17 protein-coding genes and 1 tRNA gene are annotated in these 18,928 nt (G+C 37.1%); 16 read left to right on the forward strand and 2 right to left on the reverse strand.

All coding sequences use genetic code 11. From position 1 onward, the window contains the following. Nucleotides 1-4: 4 nt before the first annotated feature. Both RGT18_RS02935 and RGT18_RS02940 read left to right on the forward strand, forming a co-directional pair. Nucleotides 5-793, forward strand: a complete 789-nt coding sequence (locus RGT18_RS02935; protein ID WP_028078213.1) for a type III pantothenate kinase — start codon at nt 5-7, stop codon at nt 791-793. After that, on the forward strand, nt 780-1,703 hold the full coding sequence (locus RGT18_RS02940) for a dipeptidase (protein ID WP_028078212.1): 924 nt from the start codon (nt 780-782) through the stop codon (nt 1,701-1,703). Before RGT18_RS02935 ends, RGT18_RS02940 begins: the two co-directional genes overlap by 14 nt. Nucleotides 1,704-1,738: 35 nt before the next feature. Here RGT18_RS02940 and RGT18_RS02945 read toward each other — a convergent pair whose 3' ends face one another. After that, the gene (locus tag RGT18_RS02945) at nt 1,739-2,647 is read right to left on the reverse strand and encodes a nucleotidyltransferase family protein (protein WP_028078211.1); all 909 of its coding nucleotides are present in this window, start codon (nt 2,645-2,647) and stop codon (nt 1,739-1,741) included. A 101-nt stretch (nt 2,648-2,748) separates the two neighbouring features. Between RGT18_RS02945 and RGT18_RS02950 the strand changes: the two genes are divergently transcribed. The 14 genes from RGT18_RS02950 to RGT18_RS03015 all read left to right on the forward strand — a co-directional run bounded on the left by RGT18_RS02950 (nt 2,749) and on the right by RGT18_RS03015 (nt 17,809). Further along, on the forward strand, nt 2,749-3,312 hold the full coding sequence (locus RGT18_RS02950; RefSeq protein WP_028078210.1) for a Maf family protein: 564 nt from the start codon (nt 2,749-2,751) through the stop codon (nt 3,310-3,312). Nucleotides 3,313-3,347: 35 nt separating this feature from the next. Further along, nucleotides 3,348-3,418, forward strand: a tRNA-Thr gene (locus RGT18_RS02955). Between the two features lie 225 nt (nt 3,419-3,643). Next, nucleotides 3,644-3,808, forward strand: coding sequence for a hypothetical protein (locus tag RGT18_RS02960; RefSeq protein ID WP_169534021.1), 165 nt, complete (start codon nt 3,644-3,646; stop codon nt 3,806-3,808). A 261-nt stretch (nt 3,809-4,069) separates the two neighbouring features. Next, complete coding sequence (locus tag RGT18_RS02965) at nt 4,070-6,583, forward strand: ribonucleoside-diphosphate reductase subunit alpha (protein WP_037403939.1); 2,514 nt, start codon at nt 4,070-4,072, stop codon at nt 6,581-6,583. 12 nt (nt 6,584-6,595) lie between these two features. Next, complete coding sequence (locus RGT18_RS02970; protein WP_028078208.1) at nt 6,596-7,645, forward strand: ribonucleotide-diphosphate reductase subunit beta; 1,050 nt, start codon at nt 6,596-6,598, stop codon at nt 7,643-7,645. A gap of 149 nt (nt 7,646-7,794) precedes the next feature. Then, on the forward strand, nt 7,795-8,259 hold the full coding sequence (gene tnpA / locus RGT18_RS02975; protein WP_338175109.1) for an IS200/IS605 family transposase: 465 nt from the start codon (nt 7,795-7,797) through the stop codon (nt 8,257-8,259). A 187-nt stretch (nt 8,260-8,446) separates the two neighbouring features. Further along, complete coding sequence (gene cdaA / locus RGT18_RS02980) at nt 8,447-9,574, forward strand: diadenylate cyclase CdaA (protein ID WP_006526062.1); 1,128 nt, start codon at nt 8,447-8,449, stop codon at nt 9,572-9,574. Then, nucleotides 9,574-10,962, forward strand: coding sequence for a CdaR family protein (locus RGT18_RS02985; RefSeq protein WP_028077685.1), 1,389 nt, complete (start codon nt 9,574-9,576; stop codon nt 10,960-10,962). The genes cdaA and RGT18_RS02985 overlap by 1 nt, the downstream gene beginning before the upstream one ends. 3 nt (nt 10,963-10,965) lie before the next feature. After that, nucleotides 10,966-12,303 (forward strand): phosphoglucosamine mutase, encoded by a 1,338-nt coding sequence (gene glmM / locus RGT18_RS02990; RefSeq protein ID WP_006526060.1) that lies wholly within the window; start codon nt 10,966-10,968, stop codon nt 12,301-12,303. A 12-nt stretch (nt 12,304-12,315) separates the two neighbouring features. Next, the gene (gene glf, locus RGT18_RS02995) at nt 12,316-13,431 is read left to right on the forward strand and encodes a UDP-galactopyranose mutase (RefSeq protein WP_028077686.1); all 1,116 of its coding nucleotides are present in this window, start codon (nt 12,316-12,318) and stop codon (nt 13,429-13,431) included. Nucleotides 13,432-13,528: 97 nt separating this feature from the next. Then, nucleotides 13,529-14,470, forward strand: a complete 942-nt coding sequence (locus tag RGT18_RS03000) for a beta-propeller fold lactonase family protein (protein WP_081659487.1) — start codon at nt 13,529-13,531, stop codon at nt 14,468-14,470. After that, nucleotides 14,463-15,836, forward strand: a complete 1,374-nt coding sequence (gene gndA, locus RGT18_RS03005) for an NADP-dependent phosphogluconate dehydrogenase (RefSeq protein ID WP_245580905.1) — start codon at nt 14,463-14,465, stop codon at nt 15,834-15,836. Before RGT18_RS03000 ends, gndA begins: the two co-directional genes overlap by 8 nt. Further along, a complete protein-coding gene (gene zwf, locus RGT18_RS03010; protein ID WP_028077689.1) occupies nt 15,829-17,205 on the forward strand; it encodes a glucose-6-phosphate dehydrogenase in 1,377 nt (458 codons plus the stop codon). The genes gndA and zwf overlap by 8 nt, the downstream gene beginning before the upstream one ends. Before the next feature lie 55 nt (nt 17,206-17,260). Then, complete coding sequence (locus RGT18_RS03015; protein ID WP_245580906.1) at nt 17,261-17,809, forward strand: DUF3781 domain-containing protein; 549 nt, start codon at nt 17,261-17,263, stop codon at nt 17,807-17,809. Here RGT18_RS03015 and RGT18_RS03020 read toward each other — a convergent pair. After that, complete coding sequence (locus tag RGT18_RS03020; RefSeq protein WP_028077690.1) at nt 17,806-18,900, reverse strand: IS1595 family transposase; 1,095 nt, start codon at nt 18,898-18,900, stop codon at nt 17,806-17,808. The two genes, RGT18_RS03015 and RGT18_RS03020, sit on opposite strands and share 4 nt — an antisense overlap. Nucleotides 18,901-18,928 lie beyond the last annotated feature (28 nt).

The following is an 18,928-nucleotide window of genomic DNA, read 5'->3' on the forward strand; positions in this document are numbered from 1 at the left end:
AATTATGTTACTAACAATTGATGTTGGAAATACAAATATTTCTATGGGAATTCTCGATGGAGAGAAAATCATTGGTCGCTATCGACTCATGACACAAACAATACGTACTAGTGATGAGTATGGCTTCTTCATCACAACATTCCTAAATACATTAGAGTTAAAAGCTTTAGATATTACAGGTATTATCATTTCTTCTGTTGTGCCAAAGTTGATGTATTCTTTGACTTCTGCAGTGATTAAATATTTACATCAAAAACCAATGATTGTAAGTAATGATATGCAGATGGATATTAAACTGGATACCGAGGCACCAAGATCGATAGGAGCAGACCGTATTGTAAATACAACATATGCATGGAATACATTTCATCGTTCATGCATTATCGTAGACTTTGGAACTGCAACAACATATGACTATATTAATCAAAATGGTGTCTTCCGCTATGTAGTGATTCAGCCAGGATTGGGTATTAGTCTAAATGCACTAACTTCTATGACGGCTAAGCTACCTGAAATTGAGATTGTGAAACCTAAGTCAGTGCTTGGTACAAATACAATTGAAGGCATGCAGGCAGGTGTTGTATATGGATATATTGGTTCGGTAGAATACATCATTAAAACAATGAAGAAGGAACTCAACGATCCAACATGCATGGTCATTGCGACTGGTGGTCTTGGTAAGATTATCGCAAATGAAACAGATGAGATTAACGCATATGATGCGGATATTGCATATAAGGGGATGAAGATTTTATACGATATCAATAAGGGGAGAGAATATGAAAATCTTTGATTTACATGCGGACTTAGCAGAAGCGATTAAGCTTTTCTACACAGATGGCAAAACCTCCATCCTTAAGAAAGATTGGAACACTCGTTTTAAACAGGGGCAGATTGCATATACTTCTGCCGCAAGTTTCTTTGTGGGAACAGAAAACTGGCAAGAGATGCAAGATGTTGTCACAAAGGTAAAGAATGATATTACTGCTTCTGGGCATAAAGTTATCTATACCAAGGATGATTTAGATGATGATCAACAAGAAACGGCATTCTTAATGACAATTGAAGGAATGTGCGGTATCCACGACGATGTTGAAGAGAAAATTCAATGGTTATATGATATGGGCAATCGTATTGGTTCTCTTTGCTGGAATGATCAAAATGCACTTGCGACAGGTAATTCTGGAGATCCTACAAGAGGGTTAACAGAACTCGGTAAGCAAGTAATCGTAAAGATGAATGAACTACATATGATAGTGGATGTGTCTCATGCCAATGAGAAGACATTTTGGGATATTCTTTCCTGTTCAACACAACCAATCATTGCGACACATTCAAATGCGAAGGGCCGTTGCTTTGTGGAAAGAAATCTAACAGATCAGCAGATTCGTGCAATCGCGAGTAAAGATGGATTGATTGGTATGAATGCATGTTGTTCATTTATTCATACAGAACAACAAAAACAAGATGCACTACATCTTGCAAAACATGCAAAATATATCACAGATCTTGTTGGGGTAAGACACGTTGCTTGTGGATTTGACTTTGGTGAATATTATAACGATGGTGAGGAACATAATATGTATGGTCCTTCTCAAGCACAGAATTTTATCAAAGCGTTACAGCGTGTAGGATTTACAGCAGAGGAAATTAAAGATATTGCATATCGCAATGTTCTACGCTTTTTAAGAAAATATATGTAAAAGAAAAGCTCTTGTGCAATCGCACAAGGGCTTAATTACTTCCAAAGGATATCTGGGTAGATTCCTGCTTCTTTCATTTCCGCAATCTTTTCAACTACAAGTGGCTTGTCTTCTTGATATGTTACACCAAACCATTGGTCTTTAGAGGAAAGTACTTTAACTGTACACTTACCATCCTTAACCATTTGACCAACAGTAGTAGGAATGACATATTCACACTTCATTGGGTTTGATGCGAGGTTTGCATGAATGAATTCATCAAAGTATACATCCATGTCATCAAATACCTTAGGTGTAAATCCCCAGAAGTTCATAGATACTAATGCATTAGGATCCATTTCTTTCCAAGTTCCATTGTCATCATAAACAACCTTACCATCTTGACGGGCAATCTTCTGTACTTCAACAATGCTTGTTAAGTTGCCTTTTTCATCTTTTTGGCATACACCACGTGTAACTGTTCCGTGATCTGTAAGCGTATTATTTGCGGCATAACCAACCATTGCGTAATGGTCATCACTTACTTCAGTTGTTAGGAAATTGTAGATAACTTTGTATGCGTCCTTGCCATAGAAGTCATCTGCATTGATAATCGCAAATGGTCCATCAACGACACCCTTACATGCAAGTAATGCATGTGTTGTGCCCCATGGTTTTTCACGTCCTTCAGGTACCACAATGTCAGATGGAACATTGTTGATATCCTGATAAGCAAACTTCACGTTTATTCCCTTCGATACGCGGTCTGTTAATGCGGTATGGAATGCTTGTTCATGTTCACGACGGATGATGAGAACAACATTCTCAAAGCCTGCTTCTTTTGCGTCATAGATAGAAAATTCTATGATTGGTTCACCATGGCTTCCAACTCCATCAATCTGTTTCATGCCACCATAGCGGCTACCCATTCCGGCAGCCAAAATAACTAATGTAGGTTTGTTCATTCTTAATCCCTTTCAATTTTTATTTCTTCAATAATTATATCACGTAAGCACTTTCATTAATTCCTAATTTTTCATAAAATAGTAAAAGAAAGAGGTTGTTTATGAGAAAACTAGTGCTAGCTTCACAGAGTCCACGCCGTAAAGAACTATTAGAAAAAACGGGATTTTCGTTTATCTGTGATCCAGCAGATATTGATGAAACAATTGATTTACAGGCAGATCTTGTTGAGGAAAGTAAGAATCTATCTTATCGCAAAGCAAAGACAGTTTTAGAAAGACATCCAGAGTCTATCGTGATTGGTAGTGATACTTTAGTCTTATGCGATAACCAAGTTATGGGGAAACCAGAAGATGATGAGGATGCGTTTAAGATGTTGAAGAAGCTTCAAAATCACAAGAGTCAAGTACTAACAAGCTTATGCATTATTAGTGAAAAGAAGTGTTTTACATATGCAAGTGTTGCGGATGTCTATTTTGCGCAAATGAGTGATGAAGAAATCTGGGATTATATTCATACAGGGGAAACTGCAGATAAAGCAGGAGCCTATGCAATCCAAGGGTTTGGTGGAAGATACATCAAAGAAATTCATGGTGATTATTATACCATTATGGGACTACCTTTACAGGTTGTTTATAATGAACTGAAAAACAGTACTGATTATTGATTTTTAGTTGTAGTTTGTTATTATATAAAGGCTATGCCGCTTTAGTATAGTGGTAATACGCATCCATGGTAAGGATGAACGAGCAGTTCAATTCTGCTAAGCGGCACTTTATAGAGATAGAGTCCTAGTTTTAGGGCTTTTCTTTTTTGCGGCATACAATTGGCACCATTTACAAAAATCTTCTGCTTTAGTAACGCTAATCTATTAGGAAGAAAATGATATGTATCAAAAATGTAATTAGATAACTTTGCTTATGATAAGTATAAATTTAGGTAGTACAATAAAATAACAGCCAGCAACAATGCACTAGATATATGAAAGAGGTGATTGCATGATACTCATATATCCTGAAGAAATAAGAAAGCTAAAATCAATTTATGAGCCATATATGATAGGAGCAAAATTAAAAGATGATGCTCCTATCGAAGCTGTTGAGGCAGCTGAAAAGTTCAAAGAGTGGGTTAATGAACAATACAGAAAAGCAGGTATGGAATAATATATCAATATGAATTGATTGGTTTTAGTAGGTCCTAACAGGGGCTTTTTTTGATAATTTAAACAAATGATAAGCAAAGTTTTCAAGCCTTGAAAATGAAAAGGATGAATGATTTCAGAGAATAAAATTAGTGATTTTCACTATTTAAAATAAGAGGGCTTTTAAAGAGGGAATTGCGAGAAAAAGTTGGGCATTCAGATAGAAAAATAATTCTTTTTTTATTATGCTATTGAAAGACAGAATTCAGTGGAGGTGGAAGTTGTGGATAGGATAGTAAAACGTAACGGACAAGTTGTTCCATATGATGGAGCTAAGATTGTTTTAGCAATAGAAAAATCTTTCCTAAGCGTAAAAGAGAGTGTTGATCAAGCATATCTTTCTGACTTATTAGAGCAGATTGAAGCGCAGTTTGACGGTCGTCAAGAAGTTGATGTCGAAGAAATTCAAGATACTGTTGAAAAGATATTGATGAAGAACGAAAAATATAACGTTGCAAAGAGTTATATCTTATACCGTGAAAAGCGTACACAGATGCGTAATGATCGTCTTGAGTTAGTAAAACTCATCGGTGATGAAGAGTTGGAAGATGTTTTGGTTGACATCCAAAAGACTTATCCAGACTATGACCTAAAGAGATTGTATGAGAAGTTCTCTACAATGTCTAAAGAAGGCCAATCTCTGAAAGATAGAATTACATTATTAACAAGAAGTTCTGCTGAACTTACAACAAAAGAAGAACCAAATTGGGAAAGAATTGCTGGACGTTTACTAAGTTACAGTATTGCGTCTGATTTAAGAGCAACTGAAGAAAAACTTGGTCTAACAAGCTTTTACCAGAAAATCTCCTATATGATTGAACAAGGATTATATGGAGCATATATTTTAGAAAACTATTCTCATAAAGAAGTCGATGAAATTGCAACACTAATCGACAATACACGTAATAACTTATTTACATATAGTGGACTAGACTTATTATCCCAACGTTATCTCATTCGTAGCCACCAACATGTCCTATTGGAATCACCACAGGAGATGTATATTGGTATTGCGATGCATTTAGCGATGAAGGAAACAAATAATCGTATCGGTTGGGTGAAGAAGTTCTACGATATGATGAGTTTACATAAGGTAACAATGGCAACTCCAACACAGGCGAATGCGAGAAAGCCATATCATCAGTTATCAAGTTGTTTTATCGATACCGTTCCAGATTCATTGGATGGTATTTATCATTCCATTTCTAACTTTGCCGATGTAAGTAAGTTTGGTGGTGGAATGGGTATGTATTTAGGTAAGGTTCGCTCCCGTGGTGGATCAATCCGTGGGTTTGAAGGTGCATCTGGTGGTGTTATCCGTTGGATTCGTGTGATTAATGATACTGCGGTTGCAGTTGACCAACTTGGTGTAAGAGCTGGTGCTGTAGCGGTATATCTCGATGTATGGCATAAGGACTTACCTGAATTCTTACAGTTACGTACAAACAACGGTGATGACCGTATGAAGGCTCATGACGTATTCCCTGCAGTATGTTATCCAGACTTATTCTGGAAGATGGTGAAGGAAGATATGAACCAAGATTGGTATCTTCTTGATCCACATGATGTCCTCATGGTTAAGGGCTATTGCCTTGAAGACTTTTATGGCGAAGAATGGGAGAAGAGATATTGGGAATGTGTTCATGACAACCGTATCTCTAAGCGTGTATTAGTATTAAAGGAAGTTGTTCGTTTAATCTTGAAGTCTATGGTAGAAACAGGAACACCATTTGCCTTCTATCGTGATGCGGTTAACCGTGCAAACCCTAATAAACACAAGGGTATGATTTATAGTTCTAACCTCTGTACAGAAATTGCACAGAATATGTCTGAAGTAAAACAGATATCTCGTGTTATTAAGACAGAGGATAGAGATGAAGTGATCGTCACAACAACAAAACCAGGTGATTATGTTGTATGTAACCTAGCTTCACTATGCTTAGGTAATATCAATGTGAAAGACCCTAAGGAAATCGAAGAGGTAACTGCGACTGTGGTACGTGCTCTTGATAATGTAATTGATCTAAACTTCTATCCATTACCAAATGCTCAGGTAACAAACCGTAAGTATCGTTCTATTGGTCTTGGTGTCAGTGGTTATCACCACATGCTTGCAAAGAACCATATCATGTGGGAAAGTGAAGAGCACTTAAAGTTCGTAGACAAAGTATTTGAAAATATTGCGTATGCGTCAATTAAGGCAAGTAATACACTTGCGAAGGAACGTGGAAGTTATCAGTACTTTGAAGGTTCTGAGTGGGAAAGTGGAGCATACTTTGATGCGCGTGGATATGACTCTGCACGTTGGAAAGAGCTCAAGGAAGAAGTACATGCGACAGGTATGCGTAATGCATATGTATTAGCAGTCGCTCCGACAAGTTCAACATCTATCTTGATTGGTACTTCAGCAGGACTTGACCCTGTTATGAATCGTTTCTTCTTAGAAGAAAAGAAGGGTTCTATCTTACCAAGAACTGCACCAGAATTATCTGCGGATACATATTGGTACTATAAGACAGCACATACAATTGACCAGACTTGGTCAGTCAAAGCTGCTGGTATCCGTCAACGTCATATCGACCAAGCACAGAGTTTTAACTTATGGATTACAAATGACTATAAGATGAGTCAGTTATTGCAGTTATATGTATTAGCGTATGATTGTGGTGTTAAGACTATCTACTACACACGCTCAAAGGCATTAGACCCTGAAGATTGTGAAAGTTGTTCCGCATAGGAGGTAGAAAACATGCAGACAGATCAGATTAATCGTAAACCGTTATTTAACCCTGAGGGAGATATTGATGTACGTAATCGTCGTCTTATCAACTTCAACACAACAAATATCAATGACTTCAATAATATGAAGTATAACTGGGTATCCGATTGGTACCGTCAAGCAATGAATAACTTCTGGGTTCCAGAAGAAATTAACTTGAATCAAGACAAGTCAGACTATCCACGTCTTAGCTTGGCTGAAAAGACAGCGTACGATAAGATTTTGAGCTTCTTAGTTTATTTAGATTCTCTACAATCTGCTAACTTACCAAACATTTCTCAGTACATTACTGCAAATGAAGTGAACTTATGCTTGTCTATCCAGACATTCCAAGAGTGCATTCACTCACAGTCTTACAGCTACATGCTAGACTCCATCTGTTCTCCAGAACAGAGAAATGATATCCTCTATCAGTGGAAGACAGATGAGCACCTATTAAAGAGAAATGAATTTATTGGCGAACTCTATAATGAGTTCGTTGCCAAGCAAGATAAACAATCTTTCTTGAGAGTATGTATTGCAAACTTTATCCTAGAGGGTGTTTACTTCTACTCTGGATTTATGTTCTTCTACAATCTTGCAAGAAATGGTAAGATGCCAGGAAGTGTACAGGAAATTCGTTACATCAATCGTGATGAATCAACACACTTATGGTTATTCCGTAACATCTTAGTAGAGTTACAGAAGGAAGAACCGGAGTTATTTACACCAGAAAATATTCAGATGATTCGCGAAATGATGAATACTGGTGTTGAACAAGAAATTGCATGGGGACACTATGTAATTGGTGATGAAATTCCAGGCTTAAATAAGCAGATGGTTACAGACTATATCAAGTATCTAGGGAACACACGTTTTGCGGCACTAGGCTTTGGTAATCTGTATGAAGAGTATGCAGAAGAGCCTGAATCCATGAAGTGGGTAAAACAATACTCAGACGCAAACATGGTGAAGACGGATTTCTTTGAAGCTAGACCTTCTGCATATGCCAAGAGTGGTGCAATTGAAGATGACCTATAAGGTCATCTTTTATTATAGGAAACGAAGTTTCCTATAAAAACCATACGCTATGCGTATGAGAATGGAAAAGCTTAAGCGATGAAAAAAGCCTCCGTATATAATTGAATAAGGCTGACAACCGAAATTCAAAATATAAGGAGGAGATATCAATGGCAACAAAGCCAAATGACGATTCAAGTCTATCACATACGAGATGGAACTGTAAGTATCATATTGTGTTCATACCAAAGTATAGAAGAAAGGCAATTTACGGAAAATTAAGAGCAGATATAGGAGGGATATTGAGACAGTTGTGTGCATATAAAGATGTAGAAATGATAGAAGCACATGCAATGAGAGATCATATACATATGTTGGTAAAGATACCACCGAAGATAGCAGTATCAAGTTTCATGGGATACTTGAAAGGCAAATCATCGTTGATGATATTTGAGAAACATGCAAATTTAAAATATAAATATGGCAATCGAAACTTTTGGGCGAAGGGTTACTATGCAAGTACGGTAGGACTGAATACGAAGGTAGTAGAAGAATATATCCGAAATCAAGAAAAAGAAGATATGATACAGGATAATCTAAGTAAAAAAGAATATGTAGACCCTTTTAAAGGGTAGGCCATAGTGTGCAAACACGGTTGTCGGTCTTTTACACAAGACCCTTAAGGGTCGAAGTGTGGTAAAGGCCCTTATAGGGTAGCCTAAAAACCGCACGTTATACGTGCGGATTGTTATTTTGATGGGACTATAGTGCGCATGGTGGTGTGTGGTATAATAAGAACATATTTGAAAGGGGATATGTTAAATGTCAACCTATAACCTATCATCATTGTGGGACAAGTTCTTAACTTTCAGTACGACAGTTATCGATATAGTAGTAATTTGGATGATTATCTTGGCTGCTTTACGTATTGTTCGTGGTAAGAGCAGTACCATGCAGATATTTAAAGGTATTATCTTTGTCATTATCGTAGATGTACTTGCAAAGGTCATGAATCTAAAGACTTTGCAGTTTTTAACAAACATGTTTATTAACTGGGGATTCTTAGCAGTTATTATTATCTTCCAACCAGAAATCCGTACGATTTTGGAAAGACTTGGTAAGAGCAGCTTCTTCTCTAGAATGAGTTCACTCAGTGGTAATGAAAAGGAAAAGTTAGTAGACAATATTGTGACTGCGGTACGCTTACTAAGTGCTGATCAAACGGGTGCGTTGATTTCCATTGAAAAGTCCCATCCTTTGGACGATTTTATTGCGACTGGTACACGCTTGAATTCAGATGTTACGGCAGAGCTTTTAACTTCAATCTTTGTAACCTCAACGCCACTACATGATGGGGCTGTCATTATTCAGGGTGATAAGATTGCTTGTGCAAGTGCATACTTCCCACCGACAACAGCAGATATTCCATCGCGCTATGGTTCAAGACACCGTGCTGCAATTGGTATTAGTGAAATTACGGATGCGATAACAATTGTAGTCTCTGAGGAAACGGGAAACGTATCCATCGCTGAAGGTGGTAAGTTAACTACTGTAAATGAGCAACAATTACGTAAGTATCTAACACACATCATTGTTGGTCAAACAGAGGAAAATGGTGAAAATAACGATGATGAAACGATCATTGAAGCAGATGTACATGAACTCCAAACAAAGATGGATGATACACCAGCTGCTAATGAAGAGACAATCCTTGAAGCAGGTAAGATTACTGCAGAAGAAGTCATTCCTGCTGAGCAAAATGATACAACTGTAAGTAGTAGTAAACATGCATTACAGGATGTACATGAAGCAGCAGATGCGGCTGCAAAGGCTGCTTCGATTAAGCTTCCGCATAAGAAGAAGCGTCCAACACCAAGTTATCCAAAGCACAACAAATCGAATTATAAACAATCAGATACCTCTGATCGTAAGCAAGGAGGTGAACGATAATGGCAAATAAGAAAAAACACCACATGGATCATAATAAGCTTGAACTTGCAAAGCATCTTGCAAATCAATCAAAGCGTATTTCAGGCCAGTATGATCGATTTGTACAGAAAATTATCCATTTCATTCACTACGCTTCTACAGGAATTGATCGTGTATTATTCAATGCGAAATATGCAAAAGTTGTATCATTAATCTTGGCGGCACTTTTATATATTGTTGTAAACTACAACGATATTACATCGCTATATCAAACGTCACTAAAGACAAGTCGTACCGTTCAAAACGTTGCAGTATATGTACAATATGATACGCAAGAGTATGAAATTTCAGGGATTCCTACAACAACTGATGTTACAATTACGGGTGATGCGACAAGCGTTACTGCCGCAAGTACTACAAATGGTAAAGTTGTTGCGGATTTAACAAATCTAAGTGAAGGAACACATGCAGTAACATTGATTGCAGAAGGATTTGGGGATTCTGTTAGTACGATCGTTAACCCATCGAATGCTGTTGTGACAATCAAGAAGAAGGTAACGCAACAATTCGCTATCTCTTATGATATTATTCACCGTGATAAGATGGATGGCATATATAACGTAGGTACTCCTCAATTTGCGTCCTCCGTTGTGGATATACGGGCATCACAGGATACATTGAATCAGATTGCCTTTGTGAAAGCACTCATTGACGTATCTAATCAAGTTACGGACTTTGAACAAGATGCCAAGCTAGTTGCCTATGATGCCAATGGTCAAATTGTAAATGTAGATATTGAACCTCAAACCATGCATGTATATGTACCAGTTACTTCGCCAAATAAGACGGTTCCTATTGAAGTGAAGATTAAAGGTACACCTGGTGATAACCAAGCGGTTGCCTCAGCTATAGCTGATAAACAAACTGTTACAATCTATGGCACTGAAAGTGCGTTACTCGATGTTGATAAAATAACAGTAGAAGTCGATGTATCGAATCTTACAAAGGATACGACTGTATCGCAGGACATTACATTACCTACCGGTATTACATCAGCGACTGTTTCTACGATTAGTGTTGATGTGAAATTTGGTGCAGGAACAACAAAGACAATTACCGGCGTTCCAATCAACTATAAGAATAATATTCATAACTACAAAGCTACACAATCAGACAATATTACTACTATGGATGTAGAAGTGTTTGGCACACAAGATAACATCAGTAAGATCAGCGCAAATGATATTTATCTATATATCGATATGTCAACGGCGGAGCCTGGCCTGCATGAGTTTGAAGTGAAGGTAGAACAGTCAACGACAGGACTTGTAAAGTACAGTCTAAAAGACAATAAACTAACACTCACAATTTTAGGTGATCAAAATACGCAACAGAAAGAAGGAGAATAACGGATGGGACGATATTTTGGCACGGATGGAATCCGTGGAAAAGCAAATGAAGTATTAACAGCAGAGAGGGCCTTCCAGGTTGGAAGATACCTGGGATACTATTTCAGTAAACAAGGAAAGAATAAAATCGTTATCGGCAAGGACACAAGACTATCTAGCGATATGTTTGAAAATGCATTAGCAGCTGGTATTACATCCGAAGGTTGTGATGCATATCTAGCAGGATACTGTCCAACACCAATGATTTGCCTTTTAACAAAGGAGAATGGATTTGCGTGTGGTGCGATGATTTCTGCCAGTCATAATCCTTTCTACGATAATGGTATTAAAGTATTCTCAAATGATGGCTTCAAGTTATCCGGTGATATTGAAGGCCTAATTGAAGACTATATTGATGGCAAAGTTACAATTCCATATCGCACAGATAGTGAAATTGGTAAGGTTATCGCTTACCCACAAGGGATTGAAATTTACTTAGATTGGATTGTAAAAGAATATCCATTAGATTTAAGTGGATGGAAGATTGCGATTGATTGTGCAAATGGGTCTTCTTCCTATACTGCTAAGAAGGCTCTTGAACGGTTAGGTGCTGAAGTAACAGCGTTCCACAATGAGCCAAATGGTATTAACATCAACACAAAGTGTGGTTCTACACATCCTGAGCTATTCTGTGAAGAGATGAGGAAGGGTAACTATACTGTTGGTTTAACGTTTGATGGTGATGCGGACCGTCAAATCATGGTTCGTCCAGATGGAGAACTTGTAAACGGTGACTTCATGTTGTATATCGTTGGTAAATACCTACGTGATCAAAATAAGTTAACAAATAATACAATTGTTACAACTGTAATGGCAAACCTCGGTTTATATAAAGCGATGGAACGCGAAGGAATCCGAGTTGAAAAGACACAGGTAGGAGATAAGTATGTCTCTGAAGTCATGTTCCGCGATAACTATGTTATCGGTGGTGAGCAGAGTGGACATATCATTTTGAAGGAACATGCCACAACGGGTGATGGTTTATTAACAGCACTTTCTGTACTTGAAGTTATGAAGAACACGGGTAAGAGTATTATTGAACTCTGTGATGGACTTAAGATTTATCCACAGTTACTAGTAAATGTTAAGGTTACAGATAAGACCCTAGTAATGGATGATAAAGAAGTTCAAAAGTCCATCGATGAAGTCAATGAAGAACTCAATGGAAATGGTCGTATTCTAGTTCGTCCTAGTGGAACAGAACCATTATTACGAGTGATGGCGGAAGCTGAGACAGATAAGATTTGTGAACGCCTAGTAGGCAAAGTTGCAGATATTATCCGTAGAAAATACGGTGCTTAATAAGGAGTACATATGAAACAATATGATTATCTAGTTGTAGGTGCTGGATTATTTGGTGCAGTATTTGCCCAACAGGCAAAAGAAAAAGGCAAGAAAGTTCTAGTCATAGATAAGCGTCCTCATATTGCTGGTAATATCTACACAAAGAAGGTAGAAGGTATTGATGTACATGAGTATGGTGCACATATTTTCCATACGAATGATAGGGATGTTTGGAAGTATATTACACAATTTATTGAATTTAATCGTTTTACGAATTCACCAGTTGCCAATTACCATGGGGAGTTATATTCTTTGCCATTTAATATGTACACATTTAATAAAATGTGGGGTGTTGTAACACCAGAAGAAGCCATCAACAAAATCGAAGAACAGAAGAAAGCCGCGAATATCACAACAGCGACGAATCTTGAAGAACAGGCAATCTCACTTGTTGGGACAGATATCTATGAGAAACTAATCAAGGGATATACGGAAAAGCAATGGGGAAGACCGTGTACTGAACTACCAGCATTTATTATCAAACGTTTACCAGTCCGTTTAACTTTTGATAATAACTATTTCAATGCACTCTATCAGGGAATCCCTGTTGGTGGTTATACAAAGCTGGTTAAAAACCTGCTTGCAGGTATTGAAGTGCGCCTCAATGTCGATTATCTTCAAGCGAAAGAAGAGTATGACGCACTTGCGGAAAAGGTAGTTTATACAGGACCAATTGATGCATATTTTGACTATCGTTTAGGTACATTGGAATATCGATCTGTTCGTTTTGAAAATGAACTCTTAGACATTCCTAATTTCCAAGGAAATGCGGCTGTGAATTATACAGACCGTGAAACACCTTGGACACGTATTATCGAGCATAAGTGGTTTACATTTGGGAAAGATGAAAATGGCAATGATTTAGCTAAGACAGTCATTAGCCGTGAATATAGTTCTGAATGGAAACAAGGCGATGAGCCATATTATCCAGTCAATGATGAAAAGAATACTGCTTTATACGAGCAATATAAGGAACTTGCCTCACATGAAACAAACATCCTTTTTGGTGGTCGTTTAGGTGAGTACAAGTACTATGATATGGATAAGGTAATTGCGTCTGCTTTAGAAAAGAGTAAGGGAATCTAAAAGTCGGAGTAATCTGGCTTTTTACGTTTTAGGGCAAAATAGCAGTGTTTTTAAATGAAAGAGAATACAATAAAACCAATAGAAATAAGAGGAACTAATGATGTCATATACAGGCTATGTAGGAACATACACATCTGAAAAGAGTGAAGGTATTTACGCATTTAAATATGAAAATCGTAAGATAACAGATGTTCATTTATTTACAAAAGTACGCAATCCAAAGTATTTGGCTTGGATGAGTGACTATATCGTAGCAGTATGTGATTTTGAGGAAGGCTCTGGTGTAGCTGTATTTGATCTAAGCGGCAATGAAATCGATCACATCGTTTTTGAAGCATTTACATCCTGCTATGTTGGTGTAAAAGATAACTTAATTTTTACGGCACACTTCCACAGTGGGGATGTAACGTTATTACGGTTTGAAAATAACCACCTAGAACTGGTTAAGAGAACACACATCAAAGAGAAGGCTGGATGCCATCAGGTTATTCCATATAAGGACCAATATCTTGTGCCATGTCTCTTTATAGACCTGATAAAGATTCTAGATAAAGATTTTACGGTTGTGGATGAGATTTCATTTGAAGTAGGTGCAGGACCTAGACATGCGGTATTCTCGGATGATGAAAAATACCTATATGTAGTAGGTGAATTAAGCAATCTTCTATATGTAGTAGATATGCATGCAAAGAAGGTTTTAAATACAGTAGAACTATTAGAGAATGGTTTATCACATGTTAAGGATACAGCCGCAATACGCAAGAAAGGTGATTATCTATACGTATCAACTCGAACACTGGATGTAATTACAGTACTACATGTATCTGGTAAAGATGTTGAACGTATCCAAGTAACGTCTTGTGCTGGTAAGCATCCACGTGACTTTGTGATTGTAGATGATGATATTATCGTTGCGAATCGTTTTTCAGATTCATTAAGCGTATTACCAATTGAACATGCATACATACAAAATGCAGTATCTACAGTAACAATTCCGGAAGGTGTTTCTATTATTATGAGGAGTAATGAAAATGAGTAATATTGGTGTAATTGGATTAGGTATCATGGGAAAGAACATTGCCTTAAATATGTTGAGCCATGGCTTTGAGGTAAGTGGATATAATCGTACTTTTAAACGTACAAAAGTATTGATTGATGAAAATATCCCTAGTTTTCATGGCTTCGAAAAACTAGAGGATTTTGTAAATTCTCTTGAAAAACCACGTCGTGTATTTTTAATGGTACCGGCTGGTCAACCGGTTGATGATGTATTAGTACAACTTTCAGAGTTATTGGAAGAAGGAGATATCATCATGGACGGTGGTAACTCTTACTTTGAAGACACAAATCGTCGCCACAAACAGATGGCTATACATGGATTAAAGTACTTTGGTGTTGGTGTATCTGGTGGTGAGGAAGGTGCTTTAAAAGGCCCAAGTATTATGCCATCTGGCGATAAAGATGCGTACGCTTCGATAGGAAAGATATTAGAAGATATCTCAGCGAAGAAAGATGGTGAACCATGTTGTACATATATCGGACCAGAAGGCAGCGGTCACTATGTAAAGATGGTACATAATGGTATTGAATATGCGGATATGCAGTTGCTTGCAGAAACGTATTTGATTCTAAAACACACAGCAGGTTATACAAACAGTGAAATTGCGGATGTGTTAGAACAGTGGAATCAAGGGGATGTACAAAGCTATCTCGTTGATATTACAGTGACTGTATTACGAGAAAAAGATTCTGTTACAGAACACGATCTCGTGGATGTGATTTTAGATGTAGCAGGAAATAAGGGTACAGGTCGTTGGACAAGTATCGAAGCACTTCGACAAGAATTTAATGCGTCTTTATTAACTGCAGCGTATCAAGCACGTATCATGTCTAATCAACTTGCATTACGTGATGCTTACCGCAAGGAAATCACAAATGATAAGAAGAATGTTGATATTGATAAGGTACATCAAGCATATAAGCTAGCAAAGACGATTGCCTTTGCACAGGGATTTGATTTATATCGTGATGCGTCTAATAAGTATAGTTGGGATTTAAATCTCGAGCAAATTGCGGCTATCTTTAGAGCTGGATGTATTATCCAAGCAAAACTACTACAGGATATCATGCATGCATATGATGATGGCGCTGATGATTTACTTCTTTATCCTGTATTCAAGAATGAAGTATTAGAAAATGCTCCGGCATTAAAAGAGATTATTGTACAATCTATTGATTTACCACTACCAGTATTTACCGCAGCACTTACATACATCAATCAATTGACTAGTACTTGTTTGGGTGCAAATATCATTCAGGGTCAACGTGATTTCTTTGGGGCACATACATATCAAAGAGTTGACCATGAAGGCTTTGAGCACCACCGGTGGGGTAGTTATGAATAAGTTAACACTTACAATATTTGGTGGAACAGGAGATTTAACCTATCGTAAGCTTCTGCCTGCTATGTATAATCTGTACATCAAAAATCAACTACCTGAGGAGTTCTTAATTACTCCAATTGGAAGACGAGACTATACAGATACGGATTATCAAGGCGTTATTGAACCATGGATTAGTGAATTTGCGCAAGTAAAAGTAAAAGATGAGCAGTTACAAGCATTCTTTGAACACATTCATTACTTCCGCATGGATTTTACAGCTCAATCACAATATCAGTTATTAGATCAATACTATGAAGCACACCCATCTGAGAATCATGTCGTGTATTATGCGGTAGCACCAGATTTCTTTGAAGGAATCACCGATGGTGTTTCTACAATGGAAAATATGCATGAACCAAAGATTGTATTAGAAAAACCTTTCGGTGCAAGCTTAGAACTTGCAAAATTCCTAAGCAAGAAATTAGAGACTTTATTTGGTGGTGACCATATCTATCGTATCGACCATTATCTTGGAAAAGAGATGGTGCGTAATATTCTAACCATTCGTGATGCGAACTTATTATTTAAGAATGTATGGAATAAAGATAACATTGATCATGTCCAGATTTCAGCACTAGAAGAAGTCGGTGTTGAAACAAGAGGAAACTACTATGATCATGCTGGTGCTCTCAAAGATATGGTTCAAAACCATTTACTACAAATTATGAGTATCGTAGCAGTAGATGATCCTACCGGTAATATGAACGAGCAACAGCTTGCAGTTCTAAAACAGCTACGTTCAGTCGATAAACTGAAGATTCAGGATACATTGCTGTTGGGCCAGTACGATGGATATCGACAAGAACTACATGTTGACCCAGCATCTAGAACTGAAACATTTGCAGGATTAAAACTGTTTATTGATAATGAGCGTTGGCAAGGTGTACCATTTTATATTCGTACAGGTAAGAAAATGGCTCGTCGAGAAATTGAAGTAAAGATTACATTCAAAAGACAACGAGAAGATGTGGATCCTAATGTACTGGTTATCAAGATTCAACCAACAGAGGGAGTATATCTTGAATTTAATATCAAGACACCGGGTGAAGATAGTATTACAAAAGCACAGATGGACTTCTGTCAAAACTGTAATTTAATCTTCAAGTTAAATACACCAGAAGCGTATGAAAGAATGCTACATGCGTGCATGATTGGTGATAACTCATGGTTTACAAAATGGGAGATGATTGAATACAGTTGGGAATATATCGATGCCTTAAAGCAGATGTATTCTGACGCAAATCTTCCAGTCTATACATATCCACAAGGCAGCGTAGAACCGAAAGAATTTTCTCAGTTATATCATAAAGATTTTGAACAATGGAACTAGCCTCGTAAATGCGGGGCTTTTTTACATGCTGTAATTGGGAAAAGGTGATATGACTATGGTAAAAAATAAAATTGAAAATTATGCTTGGAGATGGTGTTTGGTTGGGAATATAGTTGATAAAAGATTTTATGGAGAGGAACATGAAATCAAATCTGGTATCAAGTTCTTTTCGCCTAGTACAAAAGTATACATCGCTCCACACCAATGGGGAGATGTCGGGGATAATCTTGTTGTTTTAGGAAAACCTAGACATAAAAAGGGTTTGATAGAATGTATCATTAAAAGAGAACATATTTGTAATTGGAGATTACAAAAAATCTATCCATCTAAAGTTTTGAATAGGATGAATTGTTCAAAATATCATTGGTGGGGAAATGATGATGACTGGAAAGAATGTATAGAGAATTATGCAAAAGATGTAAATAAATTTCTTTTAGATAATCCTAAAATACTTAAAAATGAAACACCAGAAGAATTTTTATTAAATATAGATAATATGAATACAACACCTGAAGGACTAATTAGGATCAAAGAAAGTTTGAATTCAGACATAGAAGATGTTGTCGAGTATTGTAAAAATAAAACGCTCTTTTCAACGATTTAGTTGATATTCTTATAAATCCCATAGTGGTGTGAACCATAAGCTTTATATAGGTCGACTGGTTGTGGTAATTTTACAATCTCTGTATTTATAAATGGTATCTTCTCTCTCATAGTCTCCATATATGTCTCATCTTTCCACTTTCTCATATCTAACGTATATCTAAGTCTCTTTCTGAATACTAGCCAGTCTAAATACGCTTGTAGGTGTCGTGTGCTGATTCCTTTCTTGTGTCTTATCATCTCTTTGGCTTCTGTGTGTAATTCATTTACGGAAGATACACTGTTTCCTCTGCTGGTCGTATATCTTTTTTGATTGGCAAGTGATGGTATTACATCTGTTTTCATCCCATTGTTATATGCAAATGTCTGTATACATGGCTTGTCATCTGAAATGATCATTGAATGTTTTACAAAGTGCTCTTTAAATTGGTTATACTTGTCATAACTTTCTGATCCAAGCCCTGCTATCTTAAATAGGATGTTATCATTTTCGTCTGTTGCGGTAACAAGGCATACTTTGTGATTGCTTAATCCTCTTAGGTGTCGACTGTAGATGCTTGCCTTCTTTCTTCCTCTATGTTTGCTTGATCTAGGCATATTTTGAGGTCTTGTACCTTTCAGATTGATTTTTGTATAAGCTGAATCCAATTCGATCAGGCCATGTAATATGACATTATCGTTAACTTTAGAAATTGCTTGATACAGCTTATGGCGCATATGGAAACATGTGGTCACAGATAACCCTGTAGCTAAACTATCTTGTTCTAATGAAAGACCATTCAACTCACATGCAATAAAAGCGGACCATGTATTAAAAGACGTCTTGGAATGGGTAAACATCGTTTTTGTAGTAGCAGTAAAAATCTTCTTACAGCTTTGACATCTGTATTTTTGCTTGTGATGGGGATTAAAACCATTCTTTACATAATGGTGTGATTTGCAATCAGGACAACACTCAACCTTATTACAAACATTATCATAATTGGTTGTGTCATCTGTTACCTTATCGCGGCATAGTTTGGTGATACTTGTTTGAATAAACGATAGTTCTATAGGTGCCAAATGGTTTAAAAATTCCTGATTGATTCGCATAGAATGACCTCCGTTTAGATTATTCTAT

The sequence above is a fragment of the Solobacterium moorei genome, from assembly GCF_036323475.1.
GTDB lineage: Bacteria > Bacillota_I > Bacilli_A > Erysipelotrichales > Erysipelotrichaceae > Bulleidia > Bulleidia moorei.

Bases quoted from the DNA above. Each gene is read 5' to 3' on its own strand.
- RGT18_RS02960 (WP_169534021.1), top strand. From the start codon at position 3,644: ATGATACTCATATATCCTGAAGAAATAAGAAAGCTAAAATCAATTTAT.
- RGT18_RS02940 (WP_028078212.1), top strand. From the start codon at position 780: ATGAAAATCTTTGATTTACATGCGGACTTAGCAGAAGCGATTAAGCTT.
- tnpA (WP_338175109.1), top strand. From the start codon at position 7,795: ATGGCAACAAAGCCAAATGACGATTCAAGTCTATCACATACGAGATGG.
- RGT18_RS02935 (WP_028078213.1), top strand. From the start codon at position 5: ATGTTACTAACAATTGATGTTGGAAATACAAATATTTCTATGGGAATT.
- glmM (WP_006526060.1), top strand. From the start codon at position 10,966: ATGGGACGATATTTTGGCACGGATGGAATCCGTGGAAAAGCAAATGAA.
- RGT18_RS02985 (WP_028077685.1), top strand. From the start codon at position 9,574: ATGGCAAATAAGAAAAAACACCACATGGATCATAATAAGCTTGAACTT.
- zwf (WP_028077689.1), top strand. From the start codon at position 15,829: ATGAATAAGTTAACACTTACAATATTTGGTGGAACAGGAGATTTAACC.
- RGT18_RS02970 (WP_028078208.1), top strand. From the start codon at position 6,596: ATGCAGACAGATCAGATTAATCGTAAACCGTTATTTAACCCTGAGGGA.
- glf (WP_028077686.1), top strand. From the start codon at position 12,316: ATGAAACAATATGATTATCTAGTTGTAGGTGCTGGATTATTTGGTGCA.
- cdaA (WP_006526062.1), top strand. From the start codon at position 8,447: ATGTCAACCTATAACCTATCATCATTGTGGGACAAGTTCTTAACTTTC.
- RGT18_RS03000 (WP_081659487.1), top strand. From the start codon at position 13,529: ATGATGTCATATACAGGCTATGTAGGAACATACACATCTGAAAAGAGT.
- RGT18_RS02945 (WP_028078211.1), bottom strand. From the start codon at position 2,647: ATGAACAAACCTACATTAGTTATTTTGGCTGCCGGAATGGGTAGCCGC.
- RGT18_RS02950 (WP_028078210.1), top strand. From the start codon at position 2,749: ATGAGAAAACTAGTGCTAGCTTCACAGAGTCCACGCCGTAAAGAACTA.
- RGT18_RS03015 (WP_245580906.1), top strand. From the start codon at position 17,261: ATGGTAAAAAATAAAATTGAAAATTATGCTTGGAGATGGTGTTTGGTT.
- gndA (WP_245580905.1), top strand. From the start codon at position 14,463: ATGAGTAATATTGGTGTAATTGGATTAGGTATCATGGGAAAGAACATT.
- RGT18_RS03020 (WP_028077690.1), bottom strand. From the start codon at position 18,900: ATGCGAATCAATCAGGAATTTTTAAACCATTTGGCACCTATAGAACTA.